Raw genomic sequence first — 20263 nt, forward strand, 5'->3', positions numbered from 1 at the left:
AAAGCCCCCCCCCCCCCCCCCCCGCCCCCGCCTCGGATGAGGCCGTCGAGCGCGCCCCGGCACCTGATGGAGATCCCACCATGGACGATGTGGTCCGCCCCTGCACGCCCGCCGACGAGACCTCGTGGCTGCGGTGCCGCGTGCTCCCCTCCCTCCCGCGAACGGAGCCGCCGCGAGATCGTCGCAGCGCGGCGCCGCCCCCTGCCCACACGGCCGTGCGCGTCACCCGCCACGTCCGCCCCCTGCGGACAGCTGCCTAACGCGTCCGCGCACCCCTCTACCCTGAGAGCATCGGGCCACCCGACCGCGGCGGCCCAGAGGAGACCATGACTGAGAAGAACCAGCACACCCCCGGCCCCCAGGGCGCCCACGGCTCCGAGGACGAGATCCAGGCCGTGATCGACCGCATCCTGGCCGCCGATGACGCTCGCCGCGCCTCCGAGCGCGAGGCGACCGGGCACGGCTCCGCGGACGGCGCCGCCGAGCACCGGGACGCCCCCGACGCCGGCGCCCCGGACCGCTCCGGCGCGCTCGCGGGCCGCGCACTCGCCCTGGACGAGGGCGAGGACGGGCACACGGACGCCGACGGCGACCAGGACGAGCTCGCCGCGCGCCACTCCCTCAAGCGCGTGCAGGGTTTGTCCACCGAGCTCGAGGACATGACCGAGGTCGAGTACCGCCAGCTGCGCCTGGAGCGCGTGGTGCTGGCGGGCGTCTGGACCGAGGGCTCCGCGGAGGATGCGGAGAACTCCCTGCGGGAGCTCGCCGCGCTCGCCGAGACCGCGGGCTCGGAGGTGCTCGACGGCGTCATCCAGCGCCGCGCCACCCCGGACCCGGCCACGTTCCTCGGCAAGGGCAAGGCGCAGGAGCTCGCCGAGATCGTGGCGCTCTCCGGTGCGGACACCGTGGTGGTGGACTCCGAGCTCGCCCCGTCTCAGCGTCGCGCGCTGGAGGACGTGGTGCGGGTGAAGGTGATCGACCGGACCGCGCTGATCCTGGACATCTTCGCCCAGCACGCGAGCTCGCGTGAGGGCCGCGCCCAGGTCGAGCTCGCGCAGCTCGAGTACCTGCTGCCGCGCCTGCGCGGCTGGGGCGAGTCCATGTCCCGGCAGGCCGGCGGCCGTGCCGCCGCCGGCGAGGGCATCGGCTCCCGCGGCCCCGGCGAGACCAAGATCGAGCTGGACCGCCGCCGCATCCGCACCCGCATGGCGAAGCTGCGCCGGGACATCGCCGGGATGAAGCCGGCACGCGAGGCCAAGCGCGCCAACCGTCGTCGCAACCGGGTGCCGTCCGTGGCGATCGCCGGATACACCAACGCCGGCAAGTCGTCCCTGCTCAACCGCCTCACCCACGCCGGGGTGCTCGTGGAGAACGCCCTGTTCGCCACGCTGGACCCCACCGTGCGCAGGGCCATGACGCCGGACGGCATCGGCTACACCCTCTCGGACACGGTCGGCTTCGTGCGGAACCTGCCCACGCAGCTGGTCGAGGCGTTCCGCTCCACCCTCGAGGAGGTCGCGGACGCGGACGTCATCCTGCACGTCGTGGACGGCTCACACCCGGACCCGGAGGGCCAGATCGCCGCGGTGCGCTCCGTGTTCGCGGAGGTGGACGCGCACCGGATCCCCGAGATCATCGTGCTGAACAAGGCGGACGCGGCGGACCCGGCCGTCGTCGCCCGGATCCGGTCCAAGGAGCCCCACGCCGTGGTGGTCTCCGCGCGCACCGGCGAGGGCATCGACGAGCTCGAGCGCGCCATCGCGGCCACCATCCCGCGGCCGGACGTGCGGCTCGAACTGCTGATCCCGTTCACCCGGGGTGAGCTGGTCTCCCGCCTCCACTCGGCGGACGCGGAGATCCTGGCCGAGGGCTACGAGGAGGGCGGCACCCGCCTGTCCGTGCTGGTCCGTGAGGACATCGCGCCGGACTTCGCCGAGTTCGTCGTGGAGGCGGACGCGTTGTGAGCGGCGGGGCGGAGGAAGTCGGGGCGGGCGGCGCGCAGCCCCGCACGGAGCACGAGCGCGAGGCACTGCGCCTGCTGGACGCCGCGGTGCAGGCCACCGGCGGCCAGCACCGCGCGGGCCAGCGGGAGATGGTGCTGCAGGTGGCGCGCGCCCTCGAGTCGCGCCGCCACCTGCTCGTGCAGGCCGGCACCGGCACCGGCAAGTCCCTGGCCTACCTGATCCCCGCGATCCAGCACGCGATGACGCAGGAGGACCCCGTCGTCGTCGCCACGGCCACGCTCGCCCTGCAGGCCCAGATCATGAAGCGGGACGCCCCCCGGCTGGTCGAGGCGCTCAAGGACGAGCTGCCTCGCGAGCCCGTCGTCGCCCTGGTCAAGGGCCGCTCCAACTACCTCTGTCGCCACAAGGTGGACGGCGGCTACCCCGGGGATGAGGGCGAGGAGGCCCTCTTCACGGTCGCCGACGACGGCGGGGTGATCGGCTCCGCCACGGACGGCGCCGCCGGGCCCTCCTCCCTGTTGGGCAAGGAGGTCATGTACCTGCGGGCGTGGGCGGACCAGACCGAGACCGGGGACCGCGACGACCTCGAGGTCCCCGTCACCGACCGCGCGTGGCGGCAGGTCTCCGTCACCGCGGTCGACTGCCTCGGCGCGTCCCGCTGCCCCCAGGCCGAGGAGTGCTTCTCCGAGCGTGCCCGCGCGGACGCGGCGGACGCGGACGTCGTGGTCACCAACCACGCGATGCTCGCCATCAGCGCCTTCGAGGGCCTCGCGGTGCTGCCGGCGTACTCGGCCGTCGTCGTGGACGAGGCCCACGAGCTGCAGGACCGGGTGACCGGTGCGGTCACCGGGCAGCTGTCCGGGTCGATCGTGCACGGCGCGGCCACCTCGCTGCGCCGCCACACCACCGTGGCCGTGGAGGACCTGATCGAGGCCGGGGCGGCCCTGGACCGCGCGTTCACGGACACTCCGTCCGGTCTGATCGCCGCGGGCCCGGACGAGGTCCAGGAGCAGGCCCTCACCGGCGTCCTCACGGCCGCGCGCCAGTGCCTGTCCGACCTCGGCCAGGACAAGGACAAGGAGGCCGACGCCGACGGCGGACGGCAGATGGCGCGCTCGCGGATCCTCGAGGTCCTCGAGGTGGTGGAGCGCATGCTCGCGGCCCGGCCCGAGGCCGACTTCCCCGAGGTGCTGTGGGCCACCCGCCCCGGCCACTTCGAGCCCGGCGTGGGCTGGCAGCCGGGGGACGAGACCGACCCGCCCCAGCTCTACGTGGCCCCGCTCTCGGTGGCCGGCAAGCTGCGGGAGGGCCTGTTCGGCAAGGCGACGACGGTGCTCACCTCCGCCACGCTCACCGTGGGCTCGGGGGAGCGCCGGTTCGACTCGGTGGCCGGCGACGTGGGCCTGGCCGGCCCGGACGCCCCGAAGTTCGAGGCCCTCGACGTCGGCAGCCCCTTCGACTACCCGCGTCAGGGGGTGCTCTACGTGGCCCGGCACCTGCCCCGGCCCGGCCGGACGGCCTCGCCCGAGTCCCTGGATGAGCTCGAGGCGCTCCTGAGGGCGTCGCGGGGCGGGGCCCTCGGCCTGTTCTCCTCGCGCCGGGCGGCCGAGGACGCCGCCGCCGAGATGCGCCGTCGGCTCGGGCCGAAGACCACGATCCTGTGCCAGGGGGACGCGACCCTCTCCGCCCTCGTGCGCCAGTTCTCCGAGGAGCCGGACACGTCCCTGTTCGGGACCATGAGCCTGTGGCAGGGCGTGGACGTGCCGGGGAACTCGCTGCGGCTCGTGGTGATCGACCGCATCCCGTTCCCGCGGCCGGACGACCCGCTCTCCCAGGCCCGCACCCGGGACGTCGCCCGGCACGGCGGCAACGGGTTCATGCGGATCTCCGCCACGCATGCGGCCGTGCGCATGGCCCAGGGCGCCGGGCGCCTCGTGCGCTCCGTGACGGACCGCGGCGTGGTGGCCGTGCTGGACCCCCGCCTGGCCACCGAGCGGTACGGCGGCTACATCACGAGCGCCCTGCCGGACTTCTGGCGCACCACGGACCGCGACGTCGTCCGCGGGGTGCTGGCACGGCTCGCCTCGGGCGATTGACCTCGCTCGGCCTCGGGCCGTCGGCCCGGCCGGAGGGAGCGGGTCAGAGCGAACGCAGGACCGTGACGACCCGCCCCATCACGGTGGCGTGATCGCCGAGGATGGGCTCGTAGGCCGTGTTCTGGGGGAGGAGCCAGGTGTGCCCGTCGCGGCGGCGGAAGGTCTTCACGGTGGCCTCGTCGTCGAGGAGGGCCGCGACGATGTCGCCATTCTCCGCCGTGTCCTGCCGGCGCACCACCACCCAGTCGCCGTCGCAGATCGCGGCGTCCACCATCGAGTCGCCCGTGACGCGCAGCATGAACAGCTCGCCCTCGCCCGTGAGGCGTCGCGGGATCGCCATGACGTCCTCGACCTGCTGCTCGGCCAGGACGGGGCCGCCCGCCGCGATGCGGCCGACCCAGGGGACCGGCACGCTGTCCGCCTCGTCTGCGCCGGTGTGCCACGCGGGGATCGCGGAGACCCGCGACGACGGCGCAGCGGTGGGGGAGGCGGCCTCGCCCAGCGGGGTGCCGTCCACGTCGAGCAGCACCTCGAGGGCACGCGGGCGTCCGGGGTCGCGCCGGATGTAGCCGTGCCGCTCGAGACGGCCCAGCTGGTGCGTGACGGAGGAGAGCGAGGCCAGGCCCGCGGCGTCGCCGATCTCGCGCATGGAGGGCGGGTAGCCGTGGTCGGCGATCGCGTCCCGGATGGTCTGCACGATCCGCCGCTGGCGGTCGGTGAGCGGCGCGCGCGCCGCCGGCTGATCGTCGGTGGTGCTCATGGCTGCCGTCCGTTCTCCCGGGGTGATGGTGGCCGGACTCGTGTTCCGGCGTCCGGCTGCCGTCCGGACGCTTACCGTGTCCGCCCCCGCTGGTTGCCTGTGTCTTGGCGGTCCCGGGGCGTTCCGGGGCGTCCGTGCATGGCCTCGAGCCTAGAGGAGAGCCGCCTCTCCTTCAAAGATATGTTCGATCTCGTCGTGGCATGTCTCGAACACCTGTGCTAGAAAGGCATTCGAACGGATTCGAACACATGTTCGATCACCTGGAGGGCATCCGCCCCGGAGGAGGACACCATGACGCTCACCACCGCCCAGTTCGCCGGCTCGCCCGCGACGGCGCGGCCGCGTCCGGCCACCATCCGTCTGACCCGCCGCGGCCGCCTCGTGCTGCGGGGGATCCCCGTGATCGCCGCGGCCGTGGCCGCCACGCTGGCGGCCGCCTTCTTCCTGGGTGTGCTGCTGTCGCCCGCCGCGGTGTCCGCGGACACCGCGGGACCGGCCACCCAGTCCGTCACGGTCATGCCCGGGGACAGCCTGTGGACCATCGCCACCACGGTGGCGCCGGAGGCGGACGTCTACGAGGTGATCGCCACGATCGACGAGCTCAACGGGCTCGAGGGCCGGGCACCCGCCCCGGGTGAGGAGCTGTTCGTCCCGGCCATGCGGTGACGCACGGCGGGCCTCGCCCTGCACGGTTCCTAGACTGGCGGCCATGACCGACCTCAGCACTCTGCCCCTGCGCGAGAACCTCCGCGGCCTGAGCCCCTACGGCGCCCCCCAGCTGGACGTGCCGTACATGCTCAACACCAACGAGAACACGCACCCGGTGCCGGAGGAGGTCGCCGCCGCCATCGCCGAGCGGGTCGCGGCCGTCGCCGGGGGGCTGAACCGCTACCCGGACCGCGAGTTCACGGGGTTGCGCCGCGCGCTCGCCGGCTACCTCGGCCACGGCCTCACGGCGGATCACGTGTGGGCCGGCAACGGCTCCAACGAGATCCTGCAGCAGATCCTCCAGGCCTTCGGCGGCCCCGGGCGGACACTGCTGAGCTTCCTGCCCTCGTACTCGATGTACCCGCTGCTGGCCGGCGGCACGGACACCGTGTTCGTGGACGGCGGCCGCGCCGAAGACCACAGCCTCAGCGCCGAGCACGCGGCGGCCATGGTGCGGGAGCACCGTCCGCACGTCGTCTTCCTGGCCTCCCCCAACAACCCGACGGGCACCGCCCTGGACCTGGCGACCATCGAGGCCGTGTACGCCGCGCAGGCGGAGAACGAGGCTGCCGGCGGGCCCGGCGCGATGGTCGTCGTGGACGAGGCCTACGCGGAGTTCGCCCTCGCCGGCACCCGCTCCGCCCTCACGCTCCTGCCCGGCCGTGAGCGGCTGATCGTCACGCGCACCATGTCCAAGGCGTTCGCCCTGGCCGGCGCGCGCCTGGGCTACCTGGCCGCGGACCCCGCCGTCGCCGACGCCCTGCGCCTGGTGCGCCTGCCGTACCACCTCTCCGCGGTCACGCAGGCCACGGCGGAGGCCGCCCTCGATCACGTGGACGCGCTGCTGCGCACCGTGGAGGACATCAAGGCCCAGCGCGACCGCATCGTCTCCACCCTGCGCGGCCTGGGACTGAGGCCCTCGGTGTCCGACTCGAACTTCGTCTTCTTCGGTCACCTCGAGGACGCGTCCGACGTGTGGCGCCGCCTGCTCGACCGCGGCGTCCTCGTGCGGGACGTCGGCATCCCGCACCACCTGCGCGTCACCGCCGGCACCGAGGCGGAGACGACGGCGTTCCTCACCGCTCTCGCGGAGGTCCTCGGCGAGACCGGGCACCGGTCCTGAGGCGTCACCGGAGTCTCGGCGTCCGCCCGGCTCCCTAGGATAGGGACAGCGCGCGCGGCGCCCCGGCCCGCCGGCACCGGCCGCGCGCACCCGCATCCCCCCGCACCCGTCCCGGACCGGTGCGGACCCAGCCCGAGGAGGACCCGTGGCAGCCGAGTTGATCTCCGGACGCCGTGCGCGCATGACGCGCACCACGAGCGAGTCGGACGTGTACGTCGAGATGGATCTGGACGGCACCGGCCGCGCTGAAATCTCCACCACCGTGCCGTTCTACGACCACATGCTCACCGCGCTGTCCCGGCACTCCCAGATCGACCTGACGGTCCGTGCCACCGGGGACACGCACATCGACGTGCACCACACGGTCGAGGACGTCGCCATCACCCTGGGCGAGGTGCTCAAGACCGCGCTCGGGGACAAGTCCGGCATCCGCCGCTTCGGCGAGGCGTCCGTGCCGCTGGACGAGGCGCTGGCGCGCGCCGTCGTCGACGTCTCCGGCCGGCCGTACCTCGTGCACGAGGGCGAGCCCGAGGGCCAGCAGTACCACCTCATCGGCGGGCACTTCACCGGTTCCATGACCCGCCATGTGTTCGAGTCGATCACGTACCACGCGGCGATCTGCCTCCACATGGACGTCGTGCGAGGCCGGGATCCGCACCACATCGTCGAGGCGCAGTTCAAGGCCTTCGCCCGCGCCCTGCGCGCCGCCGTCGAGGACGACCCCCGCATGACCGGCGTGCCCTCCACCAAGGGCGCCCTCTGATGGCCCGCCCCACCACCGTCCCCGGCGTGCGGCCGCGCGTCGCCGTCCTGGACTACGGCTCGGGCAACGTGCACTCGGCGCTGCGTGCCGTGGAGCGGGCCGGCGCGGAGGTCGAGCTCACGCGCGATCCGCAGGCCGTGCAGGAGGCCGACGGGCTGCTCGTGCCCGGCGTCGGGGCGTACGCGTCCGTGATGCGGGCACTGACCGAGGTCGGCGGCACCCGCTGGATCGGCCGCCGCGTGGCCGGGGGCCGACCCGTCCTCGGCATCTGCGTGGGCCACCAGATCCTCTTCGACGCCGGCGTCGAGCACGGCGAGCGCACCGCAGGCATGGGGGAGTGGCCGGGTGTCGTCGCCGAGCTGCCCGCCGAGGTCCTGCCCCACATGGGCTGGAACACCGTCCGGCCGCCCGAGGGCAGCGCCCTCTTCGCGGGCATCGAGGACGAGCGGTTCTACTTCGTCCACTCCTACGGCGTGCTCGAATGGGAGTTCGACCAGACGATCTCCGCCATGCGTCCGCCCCAGGTCTCCTGGGCGCACCACGGCGCGGACTTCATCGCCGCCGTGGAGAACGGCCCCCTGTCGGCCACGCAGTTCCACCCCGAGAAGTCCGGGGACGCCGGGCTGCAGCTGCTGCGCAACTGGCTGGAGACCCTCTGATGCCCTACTGGTCCGTCCTCTACCTCGCCCTCGGCGGGCTGCTGCTCGGCGCCGCCTGGTCCATGCGCACGCAGAAGGCGCCGCTGTGGGCCATCGTGATCGTCCTCGTGCTGGCCGGCATGGCCATCGCCGCCTCCTTCCTGACCGTCGGCGCCTGACCGCGCCGGCCGCCCCACCCGAGAGGAACCCCATGACCCCGAACGCCCCCGCCCTCGAGCTGCTGCCCGCCGTCGACGTCCAGGACGGCCAGGCCGTCCGCCTCGTCCAGGGCGAGGCCGGCAGCGCCACCTCGTACGGCGACCCGGTCACCGCCGCCCTGGACTGGCAGCGCGCCGGCGCGGAGTGGATCCACCTCGTGGACCTGGACGCGGCCTTCGGTCGCGGTGACAACCGCGAGGTCATGCGCCGTGTGGTGGAGGAGATCGGCGTGAAGATCGAGCTGTCCGGCGGCATCCGCGACGACGCCTCGCTCGAGAACGCCCTCGAGATGGGTGCGGCGCGCGTGAACCTGGGCACCGCCGCCCTCGAGGACCCGGACTGGACCGCGCGCGTCATCGAGCGCTTCGGCGACCGGGTGGCCGTGGGCCTCGACGTGCGCGGCACCACGCTCGCCGCCCGCGGCTGGACCAAGGAGGGCGGCGACCTCTGGGAGGTGCTCGCCCGCCTCGAGGATGCCGGCTGCGCCCGCTACGTGGTCACCGACGTCACGAAGGACGGCACGCTCAAGGGGCCGAACACGGAGCTGCTCGCCCAGGTCTGCGCGAAGACCGCGAAGCCGGTCGTCGCCTCGGGCGGCATCTCCTCCCTCGAGGACGTTGCCGCGCTCGCGGCCATGACCGGCCAGGGCGTCGAGGGCGCGATCATGGGCAAGGCGCTGTACGCCGGCCGCTTCAGCCTGGAGCAGGCGCTGGCCGTCGCCGGCGGCGCCACGGTGGAGCAGGCGCGCTCCGAGCAGCCCGGCCCGGTCGCCCCGTGACGGGCTCGCACGACGACGGCGGCCTGGGCCGCGACGACGGGCTCGGTCCGATCGACGAGACGGTCGCGGTGCCGCATCCGGCGGCCCGGGAGCTGCCGGGGCACATCCGGGCCGCACTCGACCGCATGCGGGAGAAGACCGCGGGCGAGAACACCGCGGACACCGCGGGCGTCCCGTGGCAGGGCCGTGACCTCTCCGGCCCCGGCGTGGACGGCTCCGCGAACCCGTTGCACGTGTTCGACGAGGACGACGGCACCAGCCCGGCCGAGTGGACCGCCGTCATGGCGGCCCTGACGGACGGCTCCGCCGGTGAGCGGGAGGTGACGGAGGTGCTCGCGCGCATCCGCGTGTTCGCCGCCGTCGTGCCCACCCTTGCCGTGGACGAGGACGACGTCCACGACCACGCCGACCACACCGGTCACGAGCACGACGTCGCGGCGCACGGGGACAAGGCCGCGGACGTGGCCCTCGTGACCATGCGCGCGCCGGACGGCCGGCAGGCGCTGCCGGTGTTCACGAACGTGCCCGCGCTGACGGCGTGGAACCCGGTCGCCCGACCCGTGGCCGTGTGGCTGCCGCGTGCCTGCCTGTCCGCCGTGGACGAGGGCTGTGAGCTCGTCGTCATCGACGCCGGCGCCGAGCACACGTACGTGGTGCGACGCCCGGCCGTGTGGTCGCTCGCCCAGCAGAGGGAGTGGACCCCCGCCTATCGGGACCAGGAGATCGCGGACGAGATCGCCGAGGTCGCCGACCTGGTCCCGAACCTGCTCAACCTGGGCCTCGCACCCGGGTCGGGGGTGGCCACACACACGGGTTCCGGCGCGGTGATGAACGGAGGCGGGGCCGGGCCCGAGCTGCAGATCGTCGCGATGCCCACCCGGGACGCCGACGCGGCCGGGGTGCGCCTGATGACGGCCACGCTCAAGACCCTCCTGGCAGACCTGCCGCTGCTGGCCGAGCGGGCCGACTCCGTGGAGATCACGGTCCGCCGACCCTGATCGGTCGCCCGGCCTGTCCGGTACCGTTAAGGGGGAGGGGAGGGCCCGTGGTGGCCCCACCCCGTCCTGGAGGCCGTGCGCCGCGCGCCGGCCCCATGCCTCCCATCCTCCGAGGAGTACCCATGAGAACCAGAACCTTGACCGGCGTCGCCACCGCGGCGCTGGGCGCGGTGGTGGTGGCCGGCGCCGGCCCCGCCCTCGCGCAGACCACGCTCACCCAGGGCTCGGCGATCAGCGCGCCGGCCGGGGCGTGCAGCCTGACCATCGTCGACGAGGCCACCGCCTACACCGCTGCCCACTGTGGTGCGGGCCAATGGCAGATCGGCTCGACCGTCCGCGACGTCGACGGCACCGCGATCGGCACCGTCTCGGCACTGCCCGGCGATTCGGGCGTGGACGCGGTCCGCGTGGCCCTGGCCGACGACGTCGACGTCGTGGGCGACTGGTCCACGCGGCCGGCCTCGTCCATCGGTGTGGGCGAGACCGTCTACACCCACGGCTCGTCCGTGCCGCTGGGCGCGCCGAACACCGTGTCCCACACGCAGACCTTCGAGGCCGCCACGGTCTGCGACGACGCGTACGCGGATCAGGTTGCCCTCGACACCGCCTCGACCTACGCCGGCGACTCGGGCGGGGCCGTCTATGACGCCCAGCAGCGGGTGGTCGGGGTCATCTCGGGCATCGCCCCGGTGACCTTCGACGCCGAGGGCAACGTGGTGGGCTGCGACGCCCAGGCGATGTCCTCGATCATGGTCCCGGTCGAGTCCCTCGACGCGCTGGACGCCTCCGCGGCGCCCGCCGCCGAGACCGCCGCGGCCGCGGAGACCGCCGCGGCCGCGGAGACCGCTCCGGCCGCCGAGACCGCCCCGGCGATCGCCGACGTCGCGGGCCCCGTGGCCGACGAGGACCTGCCCACCGGCGGCGAGCCCGCCGTGGACGAGTCCGAGCTGACGGAGTTCACGCCGGCCGAGGAGGAGGCCATCGCGGCCGAGCTCAAGGCCCGCGCCGAGGCCGCCGCGGAGGAGGAGGCCGCCGAGGCGGCCCCCGCTGCTGAGACCCCGGCCGCCGAGGCCGCCGCGCCGGGCGTGACCGACGTCGTGGCCGCGCCCGCCGAGGGTGTCGCCTACGGCACCCAGGTGGTCGCGCAGACCGAACAGGGCGGCTTCGCCTCCGTCACCGTCACGGCCTATGACGCGGACGGCACCGTCCTGGGCCAGGACGGCCTGGACCTCACCGGCGAGTACCGCGCCTGGCTGCCCGTGCCGGCCGAGGTGCCCGCGGGCGGCTCCGTGGTGGTGACCGTGGTCGACGCGGCCGGCGCCGCCACGGACGCCACCGTGACCCTGGGCGGTCAGCTGGTCGGCTGATCGATTCCGCCCCCAACGGCACGACGAGGCCCGGTGATCCCGCACGGATCACCGGGCCTCGTGACGTCCCGGGGCGGCCCCGGCCAGGTGGGGACGCGGTCAGCACAGCCCCTCGAGTCGCCGCCCCAGGCGGGAGAAGATCCGGGTGAGGGACTCCGCCTCGCCCGGCGCCAGGTCGCCGAGGAAGAGCTCGTCCACCTGCCGGGCGTGCTCGATCGCAGCGCGTCGGAAGGCGGACCGGCCCTCGTCGGTGAGGACGGCCTCGAAGCCCCGCCGGTCACAGGCCACCGGGCGGCGGTCGATCAGGCCGCGGGCCACGAGCGTCTTCACCTGGTAGGTGATGCGGGACGGCGAGAAGACCATCCGGGACGCCAGCTCTCCCAGCCGGAGCCGGCCCTCGGGGGACTCGTAGAGGAGCAGCAGCAGGTTGTAGTCGGCCAGCGACATGCCGCAGTCCTGTTTCAGGCGGCGCTCCAGGACCTCCGTGAGCATCTGGGTGGCCTCGAAGTACGCGCGCCAGGCGCGCTTGGGCGGGTCCACCGGGCGGTGCGCCTCCGAGGCGGAGCCGAACCAGCCGCCGTCGGGCTCCGCCGGCGCCGCGTCCTGCGTGGCGGGCTCAGGGGCCGGGGTTGAGGAGCTGCTCAAAGGGGGTCACCTCCAGGTCGAGGTCCGCGGGCGCGGCGGCGCGTGCCCGCGGGGGGCGGTTCAGGGTGATCTCGGCCAGGTCGCGTCCGGCGGCCCGGATGCGGGACTGCAGCGGGTCGGTCCGCATCGAGGCCTGCACGCCGGCCGCCTCGCCCCAGTCGTCCGAGGCCGCGAAGACCGCGGTCGGCACGATGCGGGCCTTGAGGTAGGCGAACAGCGGCCGCATGGCGGTGTCGATCATGAGCGAGTGGCGGGCGGTGCCGCCGGTGGCGCCGAGGAGCACGGGCACCCCGACGACGGACGTGGGCTCCGCGAGGTCCCAGAAGGACTTGAACAGGCCCGAGTAGGAGGCCTTGTACGTGGGCGAGACCGCGATGACGGCGTCGGCCTGGGCGACCTCGTCCAGGGCGGCGCGCAGGGCCGGGGAGATCGCGAAGGTCACCAGGGCCTGCGCGATGTCCGTGGCGAGCTCCCGCAGCGTGATCAGGTGGATCTGCGGGACCACGCCGTGCTCGGAGAGCGCGGCCGAGGCGGACTCGGCCATGCGTTCGGCGAGCATGCGGGTCTGGGACGGGTCCCCGGATCCGCCGGAGACCACGGCGAGGTGCCGGGCCTGCGGCGTGAACGGGGCGGAGGCATCGGGGGCGCCGGGGGTGGTCACTGCGCGGCACCGCCCTTCGCGGCATCGGCGGTGGCGCGCTGCTCGGCGGCCGCCGCGCGGTCGAGCTGGGCCTGCGATCCCTCCTTGCCGCCGGGCACGGGAGCCTCGCCGCGGCGGGCGCGTGCCACGAGGAACTCGTGGGTCGGGGCCGCCGGGACGTCGTCCGGCTTCAGAGCGTCGAACTCCTTGCGCAGCACGGGCAGGACCTCCTCGCCGAAGAGGTCGATCTGCCGCAGGACGGTGTCCGTGGGCAGGCCGGCGTGGTCGATGAGGAACATCTGACGCTGGTAGTCGCCCACCCAGTCGCGGAACGTGAGCGTGCGCTCGATGACCTGCTGCGGCGAGCCGACCGTCAGGGGCGTCATCCTCGAGAAGTCCTCGAGGGACGGGCCGTGGCCGTAGACCGGCGCGTTGTCGAAGTAGGGGCGGAACTCCGCCACGGCGTCCTGCGAGTTCTTCGCCATGTAGGCCTGGCCGCCCAGGGCCACGTACGCCTGATGGGCCTTGCCGTGGCCGTAGTACTCGTAGCGCTGGCGGTACAGGCGCACCATCTGGATGACGTGCTCCTTGTTCCAGAAGATGTTGTTGTGGAAGTAGCCGTCGCCGTAGTAGGCGGCCTGCTCGGCGATCTCGGGGGAGCGGATGGAGCCGTGCCACACGAAGGGGGCGACGCCGTCCAGGGGCTGCGGGGTGAGGGTGAAGTCCTGCAGCGGGGTGCGGTGGTTGCCGCTCCAGTCCACGGTCTCCTCATGCCACAGGCGGTAGAGGAGGTTGTAGTTCTCCACGGCGAGTTGGATGCCCTGGCGGATGTCCTTGCCGAACCACGGGTACACGGGGCCGGTGTTGCCGCGGCCCATCGTCAGGTCCACGCGACCGTCGGCGAGGTGCTGCAGGTACGCGTAGTCCTCGGCCAGACGCACCGGGTCCATGGTGGTGATCAGGGTCGTCGCCGTGGAGAGCTGGAGGGTCTCGGTCTGCGCGGCCAGGTAGGCCAGCAGCGTGGGCGGGTTGCCCGGGGCCACGAAGGGCGGGTTGTGGTGCTGGCCGGTCGCGAACACCTCGAAGCCCGCCTGCTCGGCGTGGCGGGCGATCTTGACGGTGTCCTTGATCCGCTGATGCTCGGTGGGGGCGGTCCCGTTCGTCGGATCGGCGGTGATGTCGCCGATCGTGAAGACGCCGAACTGCATGGTGTGCTCCTCAGTGTGCCCGGGGGCGGGTCTCACGGTGCCGGCCGCGCCGTCGCCGTGTTCTTCAAAAATGAACTATACCGCACAACGAGCCGCCCCGTCCTGAATATTCCGCAGGGCCCGACACGGCAGACTGGTCCCATGAGCCCCGCCTTCGACGCCGGTCGCCTCGCCCACACGGACGTCCTCATCCTGCAGCAGGTGACGAGCTTCCTGTCCAACGACATCCAGGTGACGGACCCGGACGGGCGCACCGTCGTCTCGGTGGTCACTACGGGCGGGGGCCTGGGCCGAATGCTGATGGGGAACCGCAGCTTCGACGTGGTCGACGGTGACGACGGCCGCGTGCTCTTCCGCCTCGCCGACCCGGCCACGTTCGGCCGCGACCGCTTCGCGATCCTGGACGCCGACGGGCTGCCCCTGGCCCACCTCGTCCGCCAGTTCGCGTTCCTGCGGACGTCCGTGAACGTCGAGGTCGTGGACGGCACGTGCTTCGCGGTGACCGGCGACCTGTGGGACCATGACTACGCCATGACCGTGGGCCAGCAGCCGATCGCCCGCGTGACCGCGCGGTTCGGAGGCGTCATGAACGCCCTGGCCGGGCGCTCGCGGTATGAGATGCGCCTGGACCCCGGCATGCCGCCCGTGGTGCGCTGCGCCGTGCTCGGCACGGCCATCGCCCTCGACCTGATCAGGGCCAAGGACCGGCGCAGCAACGGCTGAGTCCGCCGAGCGCGCGGCCGTCTCGGCGGCGCCTCCGGGGCGTGCCTTGACGCCTCCCATAGGATTCGACGGTGGACTTCGGAGCGTACGGACGGCTGTTGCAGGACCCTCGGATCCGCCATCTGCTGGCGGTGGGGTTCATCGCCCGCTTCCCGCACACCGCGGCCGGGGTGATCCTCACCCTCCACGTGGCCCTCACGCTGGGCCTGGGCTACGGCCAGGCCGGCCTGGCCGGGGCGGCGATGACGCTGGGCATCGCAGTGGGCTCGCCGTGGCGGGGCCGCGTGGTGGACGCGAAGGGGCTGCGCCGTGCACTGCTGCCCTCCGTGATCGCGGAGGCGGTGATCTGGCCGATCGTCCCGTGGCTGCCGTTCTGGCCGATGCTCCTGGCCGTGTTCCTGGGCGGCGTGTTCTCGCTGCCGATCTTCTCGGTCGTCCGGCAGGGACTCGGCGTGCTCACCCACGGCAAGGACCGGCAGACGGCCTTCGCCCTGGACTCCATCGTCACGGAGACGATCTTCATGATGGGCCCGGCGCTGGGCGCCGTCGTCGCGGCCACGTGGTCGAGTGCCCTCGGCCTGACCATCGTGGGCCTGTCCAGCGCGCTGGGCGGCATCCTGCTGATGTGGTTCAACCCGCCCACGCGCTCGAGTCAGCTGGCCGTCGTCGGGCCGGCGACCGAGGACCCGTACACCGAGGAGCAGGACCGTCAGGAGGCGATCGCCCAGGCGGTGACCGCCGCGCCCATGCACGTGGAGATGGCCGCCCCCAGCCTGGCCACCGGCGCGCTGCCGGCGATCACCGAGGCCATCCCGATCGTCACCGGGGCGCTGCCGGTGATCGCCACGGACGGCTCCGGGCCGACGACGGCGCCGCGTCGGGCCCGGGCCGAGCGGCTGCGGCAGTGGCGGCGGAGCCACTTCTCCTGGGTCGGGTCGGAGGTGCTCGGCGTGCTCGTGGTGTCGATGGCGGCCGGGATCGTCATGGTCGGCACCGAGGTCTCGATGGTGGCCGAGCTGGAGTCCCAGGGCGCCGCGGCGTCGGTGGGTCTGGTGTATGCGTTCTGGTGCGGCGCCTCCGCCGTGGGCGGGCTGTTCTACGGGGCGTGGGGCCGCCAGGTGCACCCGTACCTGCTGATGGCGCTGTTCGCCGTGGCGACGGTGCCGCTCGCGGTCGTGGACGGGGTGTGGGCGCTCGCGCTGGCCTCGATCCCCTCGGGTCTGCTCACGGCGCCGACCTTGGCCTCGGCCTCGTCGCGGCTCTCGCACCTCGTGGTGGAGGAGCGGCGTGGCGAGGCGATGGGCTTCTACGGCTCGGCCATGACCGCGGGCGCCGCCATGGGCGCCCCGTTGGCCGGCGTGTTCATCGACGGCATCGCCCCGTCCGCGGGCTACGTGTTCGCGGCGGCCGCGGGCTTCGTGCTCGTGCTGCTGGCCGCCCTGGCGACGGTGGCGCGCGGGCGGCGCTCCGCCTGAGTCGGGCCCGCTCCGCGGCTCAGGCCAGGAGCTCGTGGATGCGTCGGATCAGCACGGCGGTGAGGTCCGCGTCGAAGTCCGCGGTGGAGGAGTCCATGAACAGGTGCCGGTCCGTGTCGTACTCGAAGAGGTCGGCGGGGCGGTCCGGGTGCTCGGCGGTGGCCGCGTAGGAGCGGGCGGTCTCGAGGTCGCCCTCGAGGGCCCAGGGGTCGCGGGTGCCGAGGTGGATCTGCAGGGCGGTGTGGGGCTGCCAGAGCGGGGCGTAGGCGTCGAGGGCCTCGGCGCCGGCCATGGCGATGCACGCGCGGAAGCCGGGGACCACCTGGGCGGCACGCCAGGCGGGCATCACACCCATGCTGATGCCCGCGACGACGGAGGCCTCCTGGTGCTGGGCACACGCCCGCATGCCGCGCCGGCCGATCTCCTCGAAGCCGATCTGTTGGGCGTGGGCGACACCCTCGTCCACGGTGGCGAAGGTGCGGCCGTCGTAGAGGTCAGGGGTGTGGACCGTGTGACCGCCGGCGGCGATCTGGTCGGCGAGCGCGCGCACGCCGTCCGTGAGACCGAGGGCGTGGTGGAAGAGGATGATCTGCGCCATGGGTCAGAGCGTAGACCGCGGTGAGCGGCTGCCCCATCGTGGGGGTGTGTGAGCGGGGGCGAAGACGTGAGGTGGCTCGCGTCTGTCGCCACGGGTGAGTTGGCGCTCATTGCGTGGAGGGCAAGCGCAGTGCTTCCCCGACTGGTGCCCTGGGTTCTCGTCTCGGCGGCCCCAGGACAGCACCGTCTCAGTCTTCACGTCGCGCGGTCGGAGACTGCGCGAGCGAGCGGCGAGGAATCTTCTGCATGAGTGCCGAGGCACTCGTGCGATCGGTCACGGGGCTGCTCGAGGCAGGAGCGGCCAGCGGCCTCCTGGCCTCATCCGTCCTGCGACCTTCGGGACGTCTTCGCCGGACGATGCCGCGGCCGCTTCGGACGTACGGCGACGAAGGGGCGCCCTGTCCGACTGCTCCTGGCGACCTCGACCACGGCATCCACGTTCGACGGAGGACGGGAGAACGTCTCGCCGGGTGGACGTCGGAGCTGAGTCCACCGTTCCGCTGCGGTCACACGGGAATCGCCGTCAGTGCGGTCACGCCGGGGCGGGAGACGCGAGCTGGCAGGGCATGCCGGGTTCGGGGACGGCGGGACTGATGTGCACGGCCCGCCCCGGCAGGGGCTCGACCTCGGTCAGCCGGGGCCAGATGAGCCGGTGCTCGGCGTTCGTCCCGGCCGGCACGAAGAAGCGGTGGGGCAGGTGCAGCAGCAGCCGGCCCGTCGCCAGCTCTCGGCCGCCGAACACCGCCAACCGCAGGCCGGCGGCGGTCGGACGGCCGAGCCAGTCGTGCACGTCCTCCTCGACCGTGCGGTAGGTGTCCCCGACGCGCAGGCCGGACCACGCGTTCCAGCCCGTGATCACCGCCGTGCCGCCGGCGGCCGCGAGCTCGCGCAGGCGGGCCAGGGCGGCCTCCCCGGCCCCCTCGACGTCCGGGGTCAGCACCGGCGTCCCGGACCGCGCGGCCGCCGCGGCCTCCCCGGTGCCGTCCAGCACGGCCACCGGCCGGCCGCTGCGCAGCGCCACTTCGACGACGGCGGCCAGCGTCTCCGCGCGACCGCCCGCGGCCTCGACGATCCATGCGGTGCGTCCCTCCGCGCCGGTCGGCCACCGCCAGGGACGGTGCCGGCCGTGGGCCGCGTCGTCGAGCAGGGCCAGGGCCGTGGCCTCCGCCCGGCGAGCGCGGTCCGGCACCCAGCGCTCCGGCAGGGCGGGGGTGACCACGGGCGGGGGTGTCGGCCAGTCACCCGCCGCGTACTTCTCCACCAGGACCGAGACGACGGCCTCCCAGGGGGCGACGGCCGGGGCGGCCGCGGCCTCGCCCAGCCGTCGCCACACGGGCGTGCCGCCGTCGACCGTCCACTGGGACGCGCGGAACGCGACCGTCGGGCGCCCCGCCGTCGAGAGGATCGCGGAGCCGGGGCGACGCGGGTCGAGCCGGGCCGCGGCGGCCGTGCCCACCAGGTCCCACGACTCCTGCTCCGTCGCGGTGCGCAGGGCGATCGTGCTGCCCAGGTTCGAGCGCAGGTCCGAGCCCACCGCGCCCGTGGCCCGCTGCGTGGCCAGGATGAGGTGGAAGCCGAGGGAACGGCCCGTGGCGGCCAGACGCTGCAGGACGGCGGCCGCGTCCGGGTGGTCGTCCACGAGCACGCGCAGTTCGTCGATCGCCACGACGAGCCGAGGCAGCGCCGCGTCCGGATGGCGGCGACGGAAACCGGGATAGTCGCTGACCCCGGCCTCTGCGAAGAGGGCCTCGCGGCGATGCAGCTCCGCCCGGATGGCGCTCAGCGCCCGCAACGAGGCCGTTCCCACGTGGTTGGTCTCCAGGCTCATCGTGTGGGGGAGCGCGCCCAGCGGACCGAACGACGCGCCGCCCTTGAAGTCCAGCAGCAGGAACGCGACCTCGGCCGGCGGGTGGTGCGCCGCAGCCCCCAGCAGGAGGGACAGCAGGAGATCCGACTTCCCGGATCCCGTGGTGCCCGCGATGAGCAGGTGCGGCCCGTCGGCGGCCAGGTCCATCTCGACGACGCCCGTCTCGTCGCCGCTACGGGCGAGGGTCACGGTGAGCCCGTCGACGGCATCGCGGGCGCCCACCTGCCCCGGTGGTGTGAGCGTGCCGTCGCCGTCGTCGGTGGGCAGCAGGCCGAGGTCCACGACGTCGTCGGCCAGCTCGGTCAGCCAGGCGACCAGGGTGCCGTCGGCGAGGCCGTCGGCGGTCACGTCCTCGAAGCGCTGTTGTTCGGCCGGGACCACGACGGTGCGCCCGCGCAGGTCGACGACGGCGTCCCCCGGCGCAGGCGACGGCCCGGTGAAGTCGTACCGCGTCCAGGGCAGATCCGCCCGGGCCGTGGGCGTCGTCCCCGCGTCGCCGCCGATGGCGGCCCGCCACGCTCGCCACGCCGGATCCAGTGCCGCGTCCTCAAGAGCCGACACCAGCAGCCGCGGGCCGGACCCGCCCGACCACCAGGTGCGGCGGACTCCACCGGCCTCCACCACGAACGCGCCGTCGGCGGCCACCGCGTGCCGCAGGAGCTGGAACACCGCCCACCGGCAGGCCCCGGCCACATCGCGCGGCGGCCCGAGCACGACGACGCGCGACTCCGGCGGTGACGTCGTCATCACGGTGCGCCGCGACGTGACGGCCTCCACCCATGCCTCGTCCGGGTCGTCCCGCGACAGGGACAGCGCCCCGACGCCGGAACCCCACGAGACCGCCACGGCCTCGTCGGCCCCCGACGTCAGCCCGAAGCGGTCCGTCGCGCCGGAGCGGACGGCGCGGGCCACCGCACCGGGGCTCAGTGCCGCCTGAGCCCGCCGGCGCACGACCGCGTCCGCGCGGGCGGCGAGCAGCCGCGCATGCCGCAGCCGGGTACGGCGCTGCATCGCCAGCATGACCAGCGCCACCGTCACGGACAGCACACCGAACAGCAGGAACACCGGGTTGCCCATCATCAGGACCAGGGCGACCCCGAGCACCAGCGGGCCCAGGGCCGCCACCAGCGGGATCACGACGGACTGCCGGGCCGGTGGGGATCCGAGGTCGACGGCGGGCGGCTCCGGCGTGACCGGCCGCGGCAGGGCGGCCCCGGGCCCGCGGACCAGGCCCAGGGCGGTCCGGCCCACAGGGAGCGGGCTGCGGCCGTCCCACAGGCGTCCGGTGTCCCGAGGACCGTCGTGGACGTGCAGCCCGGTGGGCGCGAGCCGCAGACGCATCGGCCGCGACGGGGCAGAGGGGTCGTCCAGCAGCAGCCGCGCCCCACCGCGTCCCGTGCTCAACCCGCCCTCCCCCAGAGGGACGAGGCGGCCGGCGTCGGGTCCGTGCTCGGTGACCACCGCGAGCTCCGGCCCCCGGGCCGGTGCACTCCCGACCCGTTCCGCGTACGTCACGCTGCGCGGCCCGGCAGCGCACCGGTGCAGCGACCGGGCGGGAAAACGTTCCCGCACCGCCCGGTCCTGCTCGTCCGCGTCGGCGGGGAAGTGCTCCACCCGCCATGTCTCGGGAGCGGCCCCGCCCAGGATCCGCACGCTCCAGGCCATCCCCGCCCCTCCCTCCTGAGACCGGCGAC

General features: G+C 74.1%; 18 protein-coding genes. 12 read left to right on the forward strand and 6 right to left on the reverse strand.

Features of this window, described 5'->3' with window-relative positions:
• The first annotated feature begins 326 nt into the window (after positions 1 to 326).
• Positions 327 to 1964: a GTPase HflX gene (hflX, locus tag FLM69_RS00005; RefSeq protein ID WP_135039694.1), complete on the forward strand. Its 1638-nt coding sequence runs from the start codon at positions 327 to 329 to the stop codon at positions 1962 to 1964.
• Positions 1961 to 4060, forward strand: a complete 2100-nt coding sequence (locus FLM69_RS00010; protein WP_036383346.1) for an ATP-dependent DNA helicase — start codon at positions 1961 to 1963, stop codon at positions 4058 to 4060. The genes hflX and FLM69_RS00010 overlap by 4 nt, the downstream gene beginning before the upstream one ends.
• Positions 4061 to 4103: 43 nt before the next feature.
• Here the strand turns inward: FLM69_RS00010 and lexA are convergent, their stop codons facing one another.
• Positions 4104 to 4820 carry a transcriptional repressor LexA gene (gene lexA, locus FLM69_RS00015; protein ID WP_020628152.1) on the reverse strand — a complete coding sequence of 239 codons (717 nt, stop codon included), beginning with the start codon at positions 4818 to 4820 and terminating at the stop codon, positions 4104 to 4106.
• 291 nt (positions 4821 to 5111) lie between these two features.
• Between lexA and FLM69_RS00020 the strand changes: the two genes are divergently transcribed.
• The 8 genes from FLM69_RS00020 (at position 5112) to FLM69_RS00050 (ending at position 11414) form a co-directional block, all read left to right on the forward strand.
• Positions 5112 to 5486, forward strand: coding sequence for a LysM peptidoglycan-binding domain-containing protein (locus FLM69_RS00020; protein ID WP_004167706.1), 375 nt, complete (start codon positions 5112 to 5114; stop codon positions 5484 to 5486).
• A 43-nt stretch (positions 5487 to 5529) separates the two neighbouring features.
• A complete protein-coding gene (locus FLM69_RS00025; protein ID WP_141842599.1) occupies positions 5530 to 6651 on the forward strand; it encodes a histidinol-phosphate transaminase in 1122 nt (373 codons plus the stop codon).
• Positions 6652 to 6832: 181 nt separating this feature from the next.
• Positions 6833 to 7414, forward strand: coding sequence for an imidazoleglycerol-phosphate dehydratase HisB (hisB, locus tag FLM69_RS00030; RefSeq protein ID WP_152743305.1), 582 nt, complete (start codon positions 6833 to 6835; stop codon positions 7412 to 7414).
• On the forward strand, positions 7414 to 8073 hold the full coding sequence (gene hisH, locus FLM69_RS00035) for an imidazole glycerol phosphate synthase subunit HisH (RefSeq protein WP_036383340.1): 660 nt from the start codon (positions 7414 to 7416) through the stop codon (positions 8071 to 8073). The genes hisB and hisH overlap by 1 nt, the downstream gene beginning before the upstream one ends.
• Positions 8073 to 8231, forward strand: a complete 159-nt coding sequence (locus FLM69_RS11340; protein WP_004167696.1) for a hypothetical protein — start codon at positions 8073 to 8075, stop codon at positions 8229 to 8231. The genes hisH and FLM69_RS11340 overlap by 1 nt, the downstream gene beginning before the upstream one ends.
• Positions 8232 to 8263: 32 nt before the next feature.
• Entirely contained in the window at positions 8264 to 9049 is a 786-nt protein-coding gene (priA, locus tag FLM69_RS00040; RefSeq protein WP_020628149.1) for a bifunctional 1-(5-phosphoribosyl)-5-((5-phosphoribosylamino)methylideneamino)imidazole-4-carboxamide isomerase/phosphoribosylanthranilate isomerase PriA, read from the forward strand.
• Entirely contained in the window at positions 9046 to 10047 is a 1002-nt protein-coding gene (locus tag FLM69_RS00045) for an SseB family protein (RefSeq protein ID WP_036383338.1), read from the forward strand. The genes priA and FLM69_RS00045 overlap by 4 nt, the downstream gene beginning before the upstream one ends.
• Positions 10048 to 10169: 122 nt before the next feature.
• On the forward strand, positions 10170 to 11414 hold the full coding sequence (locus tag FLM69_RS00050) for a trypsin-like serine protease (RefSeq protein ID WP_255502611.1): 1245 nt from the start codon (positions 10170 to 10172) through the stop codon (positions 11412 to 11414).
• Between the two features lie 99 nt (positions 11415 to 11513).
• On the opposite strand, the gene FLM69_RS00055 is transcribed toward FLM69_RS00050, so the two are convergent.
• The 3 genes from FLM69_RS00055 to FLM69_RS00065 are packed head-to-tail and all read right to left on the reverse strand — an operon-like array spanning position 11514 to position 13907.
• Complete coding sequence (locus FLM69_RS00055; RefSeq protein WP_227717910.1) at positions 11514 to 12059, reverse strand: MarR family winged helix-turn-helix transcriptional regulator; 546 nt, start codon at positions 12057 to 12059, stop codon at positions 11514 to 11516.
• Positions 12031 to 12720, reverse strand: a complete 690-nt coding sequence (locus FLM69_RS00060) for an FMN reductase (RefSeq protein ID WP_061867916.1) — start codon at positions 12718 to 12720, stop codon at positions 12031 to 12033. The genes FLM69_RS00055 and FLM69_RS00060 overlap by 29 nt, the downstream gene beginning before the upstream one ends.
• Positions 12717 to 13907, reverse strand: coding sequence for an LLM class flavin-dependent oxidoreductase (locus FLM69_RS00065; protein WP_036313995.1), 1191 nt, complete (start codon positions 13905 to 13907; stop codon positions 12717 to 12719). The genes FLM69_RS00060 and FLM69_RS00065 overlap by 4 nt, the downstream gene beginning before the upstream one ends.
• 141 nt (positions 13908 to 14048) lie before the next feature.
• On the opposite strand from FLM69_RS00065, the gene FLM69_RS00070 reads away from it, so the two are divergent.
• Together FLM69_RS00070 and FLM69_RS00075 are read left to right on the forward strand one after the other, a co-directional pair.
• A complete protein-coding gene (locus FLM69_RS00070) occupies positions 14049 to 14630 on the forward strand; it encodes an LURP-one-related/scramblase family protein (RefSeq protein WP_036313994.1) in 582 nt (193 codons plus the stop codon).
• A gap of 71 nt (positions 14631 to 14701) precedes the next feature.
• The gene (locus FLM69_RS00075) at positions 14702 to 16105 is read left to right on the forward strand and encodes an MFS transporter (protein WP_135039693.1); all 1404 of its coding nucleotides are present in this window, start codon (positions 14702 to 14704) and stop codon (positions 16103 to 16105) included.
• A 19-nt stretch (positions 16106 to 16124) separates the two neighbouring features.
• Here FLM69_RS00075 and FLM69_RS00080 read toward each other — a convergent pair whose 3' ends face one another.
• Both FLM69_RS00080 and FLM69_RS00085 read right to left on the reverse strand, forming a co-directional pair.
• Positions 16125 to 16703, reverse strand: a complete 579-nt coding sequence (locus FLM69_RS00080; RefSeq protein WP_135039692.1) for a dienelactone hydrolase family protein — start codon at positions 16701 to 16703, stop codon at positions 16125 to 16127.
• Positions 16704 to 17234: 531 nt separating this feature from the next.
• On the reverse strand, positions 17235 to 20234 hold the full coding sequence (locus FLM69_RS00085) for an FtsK/SpoIIIE domain-containing protein (protein WP_141842602.1): 3000 nt from the start codon (positions 20232 to 20234) through the stop codon (positions 17235 to 17237).
• Positions 20235 to 20263: the final 29 nt, after the last annotated feature.

The sequence above is a fragment of the Micrococcus sp. R8502A1 genome (assembly GCF_006704135.1).
Classification (GTDB): domain Bacteria; phylum Actinomycetota; class Actinomycetes; order Actinomycetales; family Micrococcaceae; genus Micrococcus; species Micrococcus luteus.

Excerpts from the sequence above, each read along its gene's own strand:
- FLM69_RS11340 (WP_004167696.1), top strand. The coding sequence starts at position 8,073 with ATGCCCTACTGGTCCGTCCTCTACCTCGCCCTCGGCGGGCTGCTGCTC.
- FLM69_RS00025 (WP_141842599.1), top strand. The coding sequence starts at position 5,530 with ATGACCGACCTCAGCACTCTGCCCCTGCGCGAGAACCTCCGCGGCCTG.
- FLM69_RS00085 (WP_141842602.1), bottom strand. The coding sequence starts at position 20,234 with ATGGCCTGGAGCGTGCGGATCCTGGGCGGGGCCGCTCCCGAGACATGG.
- hflX (WP_135039694.1), top strand. The coding sequence starts at position 327 with ATGACTGAGAAGAACCAGCACACCCCCGGCCCCCAGGGCGCCCACGGC.
- priA (WP_020628149.1), top strand. The coding sequence starts at position 8,264 with ATGACCCCGAACGCCCCCGCCCTCGAGCTGCTGCCCGCCGTCGACGTC.
- lexA (WP_020628152.1), bottom strand. The coding sequence starts at position 4,820 with ATGAGCACCACCGACGATCAGCCGGCGGCGCGCGCGCCGCTCACCGAC.
- FLM69_RS00080 (WP_135039692.1), bottom strand. The coding sequence starts at position 16,703 with ATGGCGCAGATCATCCTCTTCCACCACGCCCTCGGTCTCACGGACGGC.
- FLM69_RS00065 (WP_036313995.1), bottom strand. The coding sequence starts at position 13,907 with ATGCAGTTCGGCGTCTTCACGATCGGCGACATCACCGCCGATCCGACG.
- FLM69_RS00050 (WP_255502611.1), top strand. The coding sequence starts at position 10,170 with ATGAGAACCAGAACCTTGACCGGCGTCGCCACCGCGGCGCTGGGCGCG.
- FLM69_RS00020 (WP_004167706.1), top strand. The coding sequence starts at position 5,112 with ATGACGCTCACCACCGCCCAGTTCGCCGGCTCGCCCGCGACGGCGCGG.
- hisB (WP_152743305.1), top strand. The coding sequence starts at position 6,833 with ATGACGCGCACCACGAGCGAGTCGGACGTGTACGTCGAGATGGATCTG.
- FLM69_RS00070 (WP_036313994.1), top strand. The coding sequence starts at position 14,049 with ATGAGCCCCGCCTTCGACGCCGGTCGCCTCGCCCACACGGACGTCCTC.
- hisH (WP_036383340.1), top strand. The coding sequence starts at position 7,414 with ATGGCCCGCCCCACCACCGTCCCCGGCGTGCGGCCGCGCGTCGCCGTC.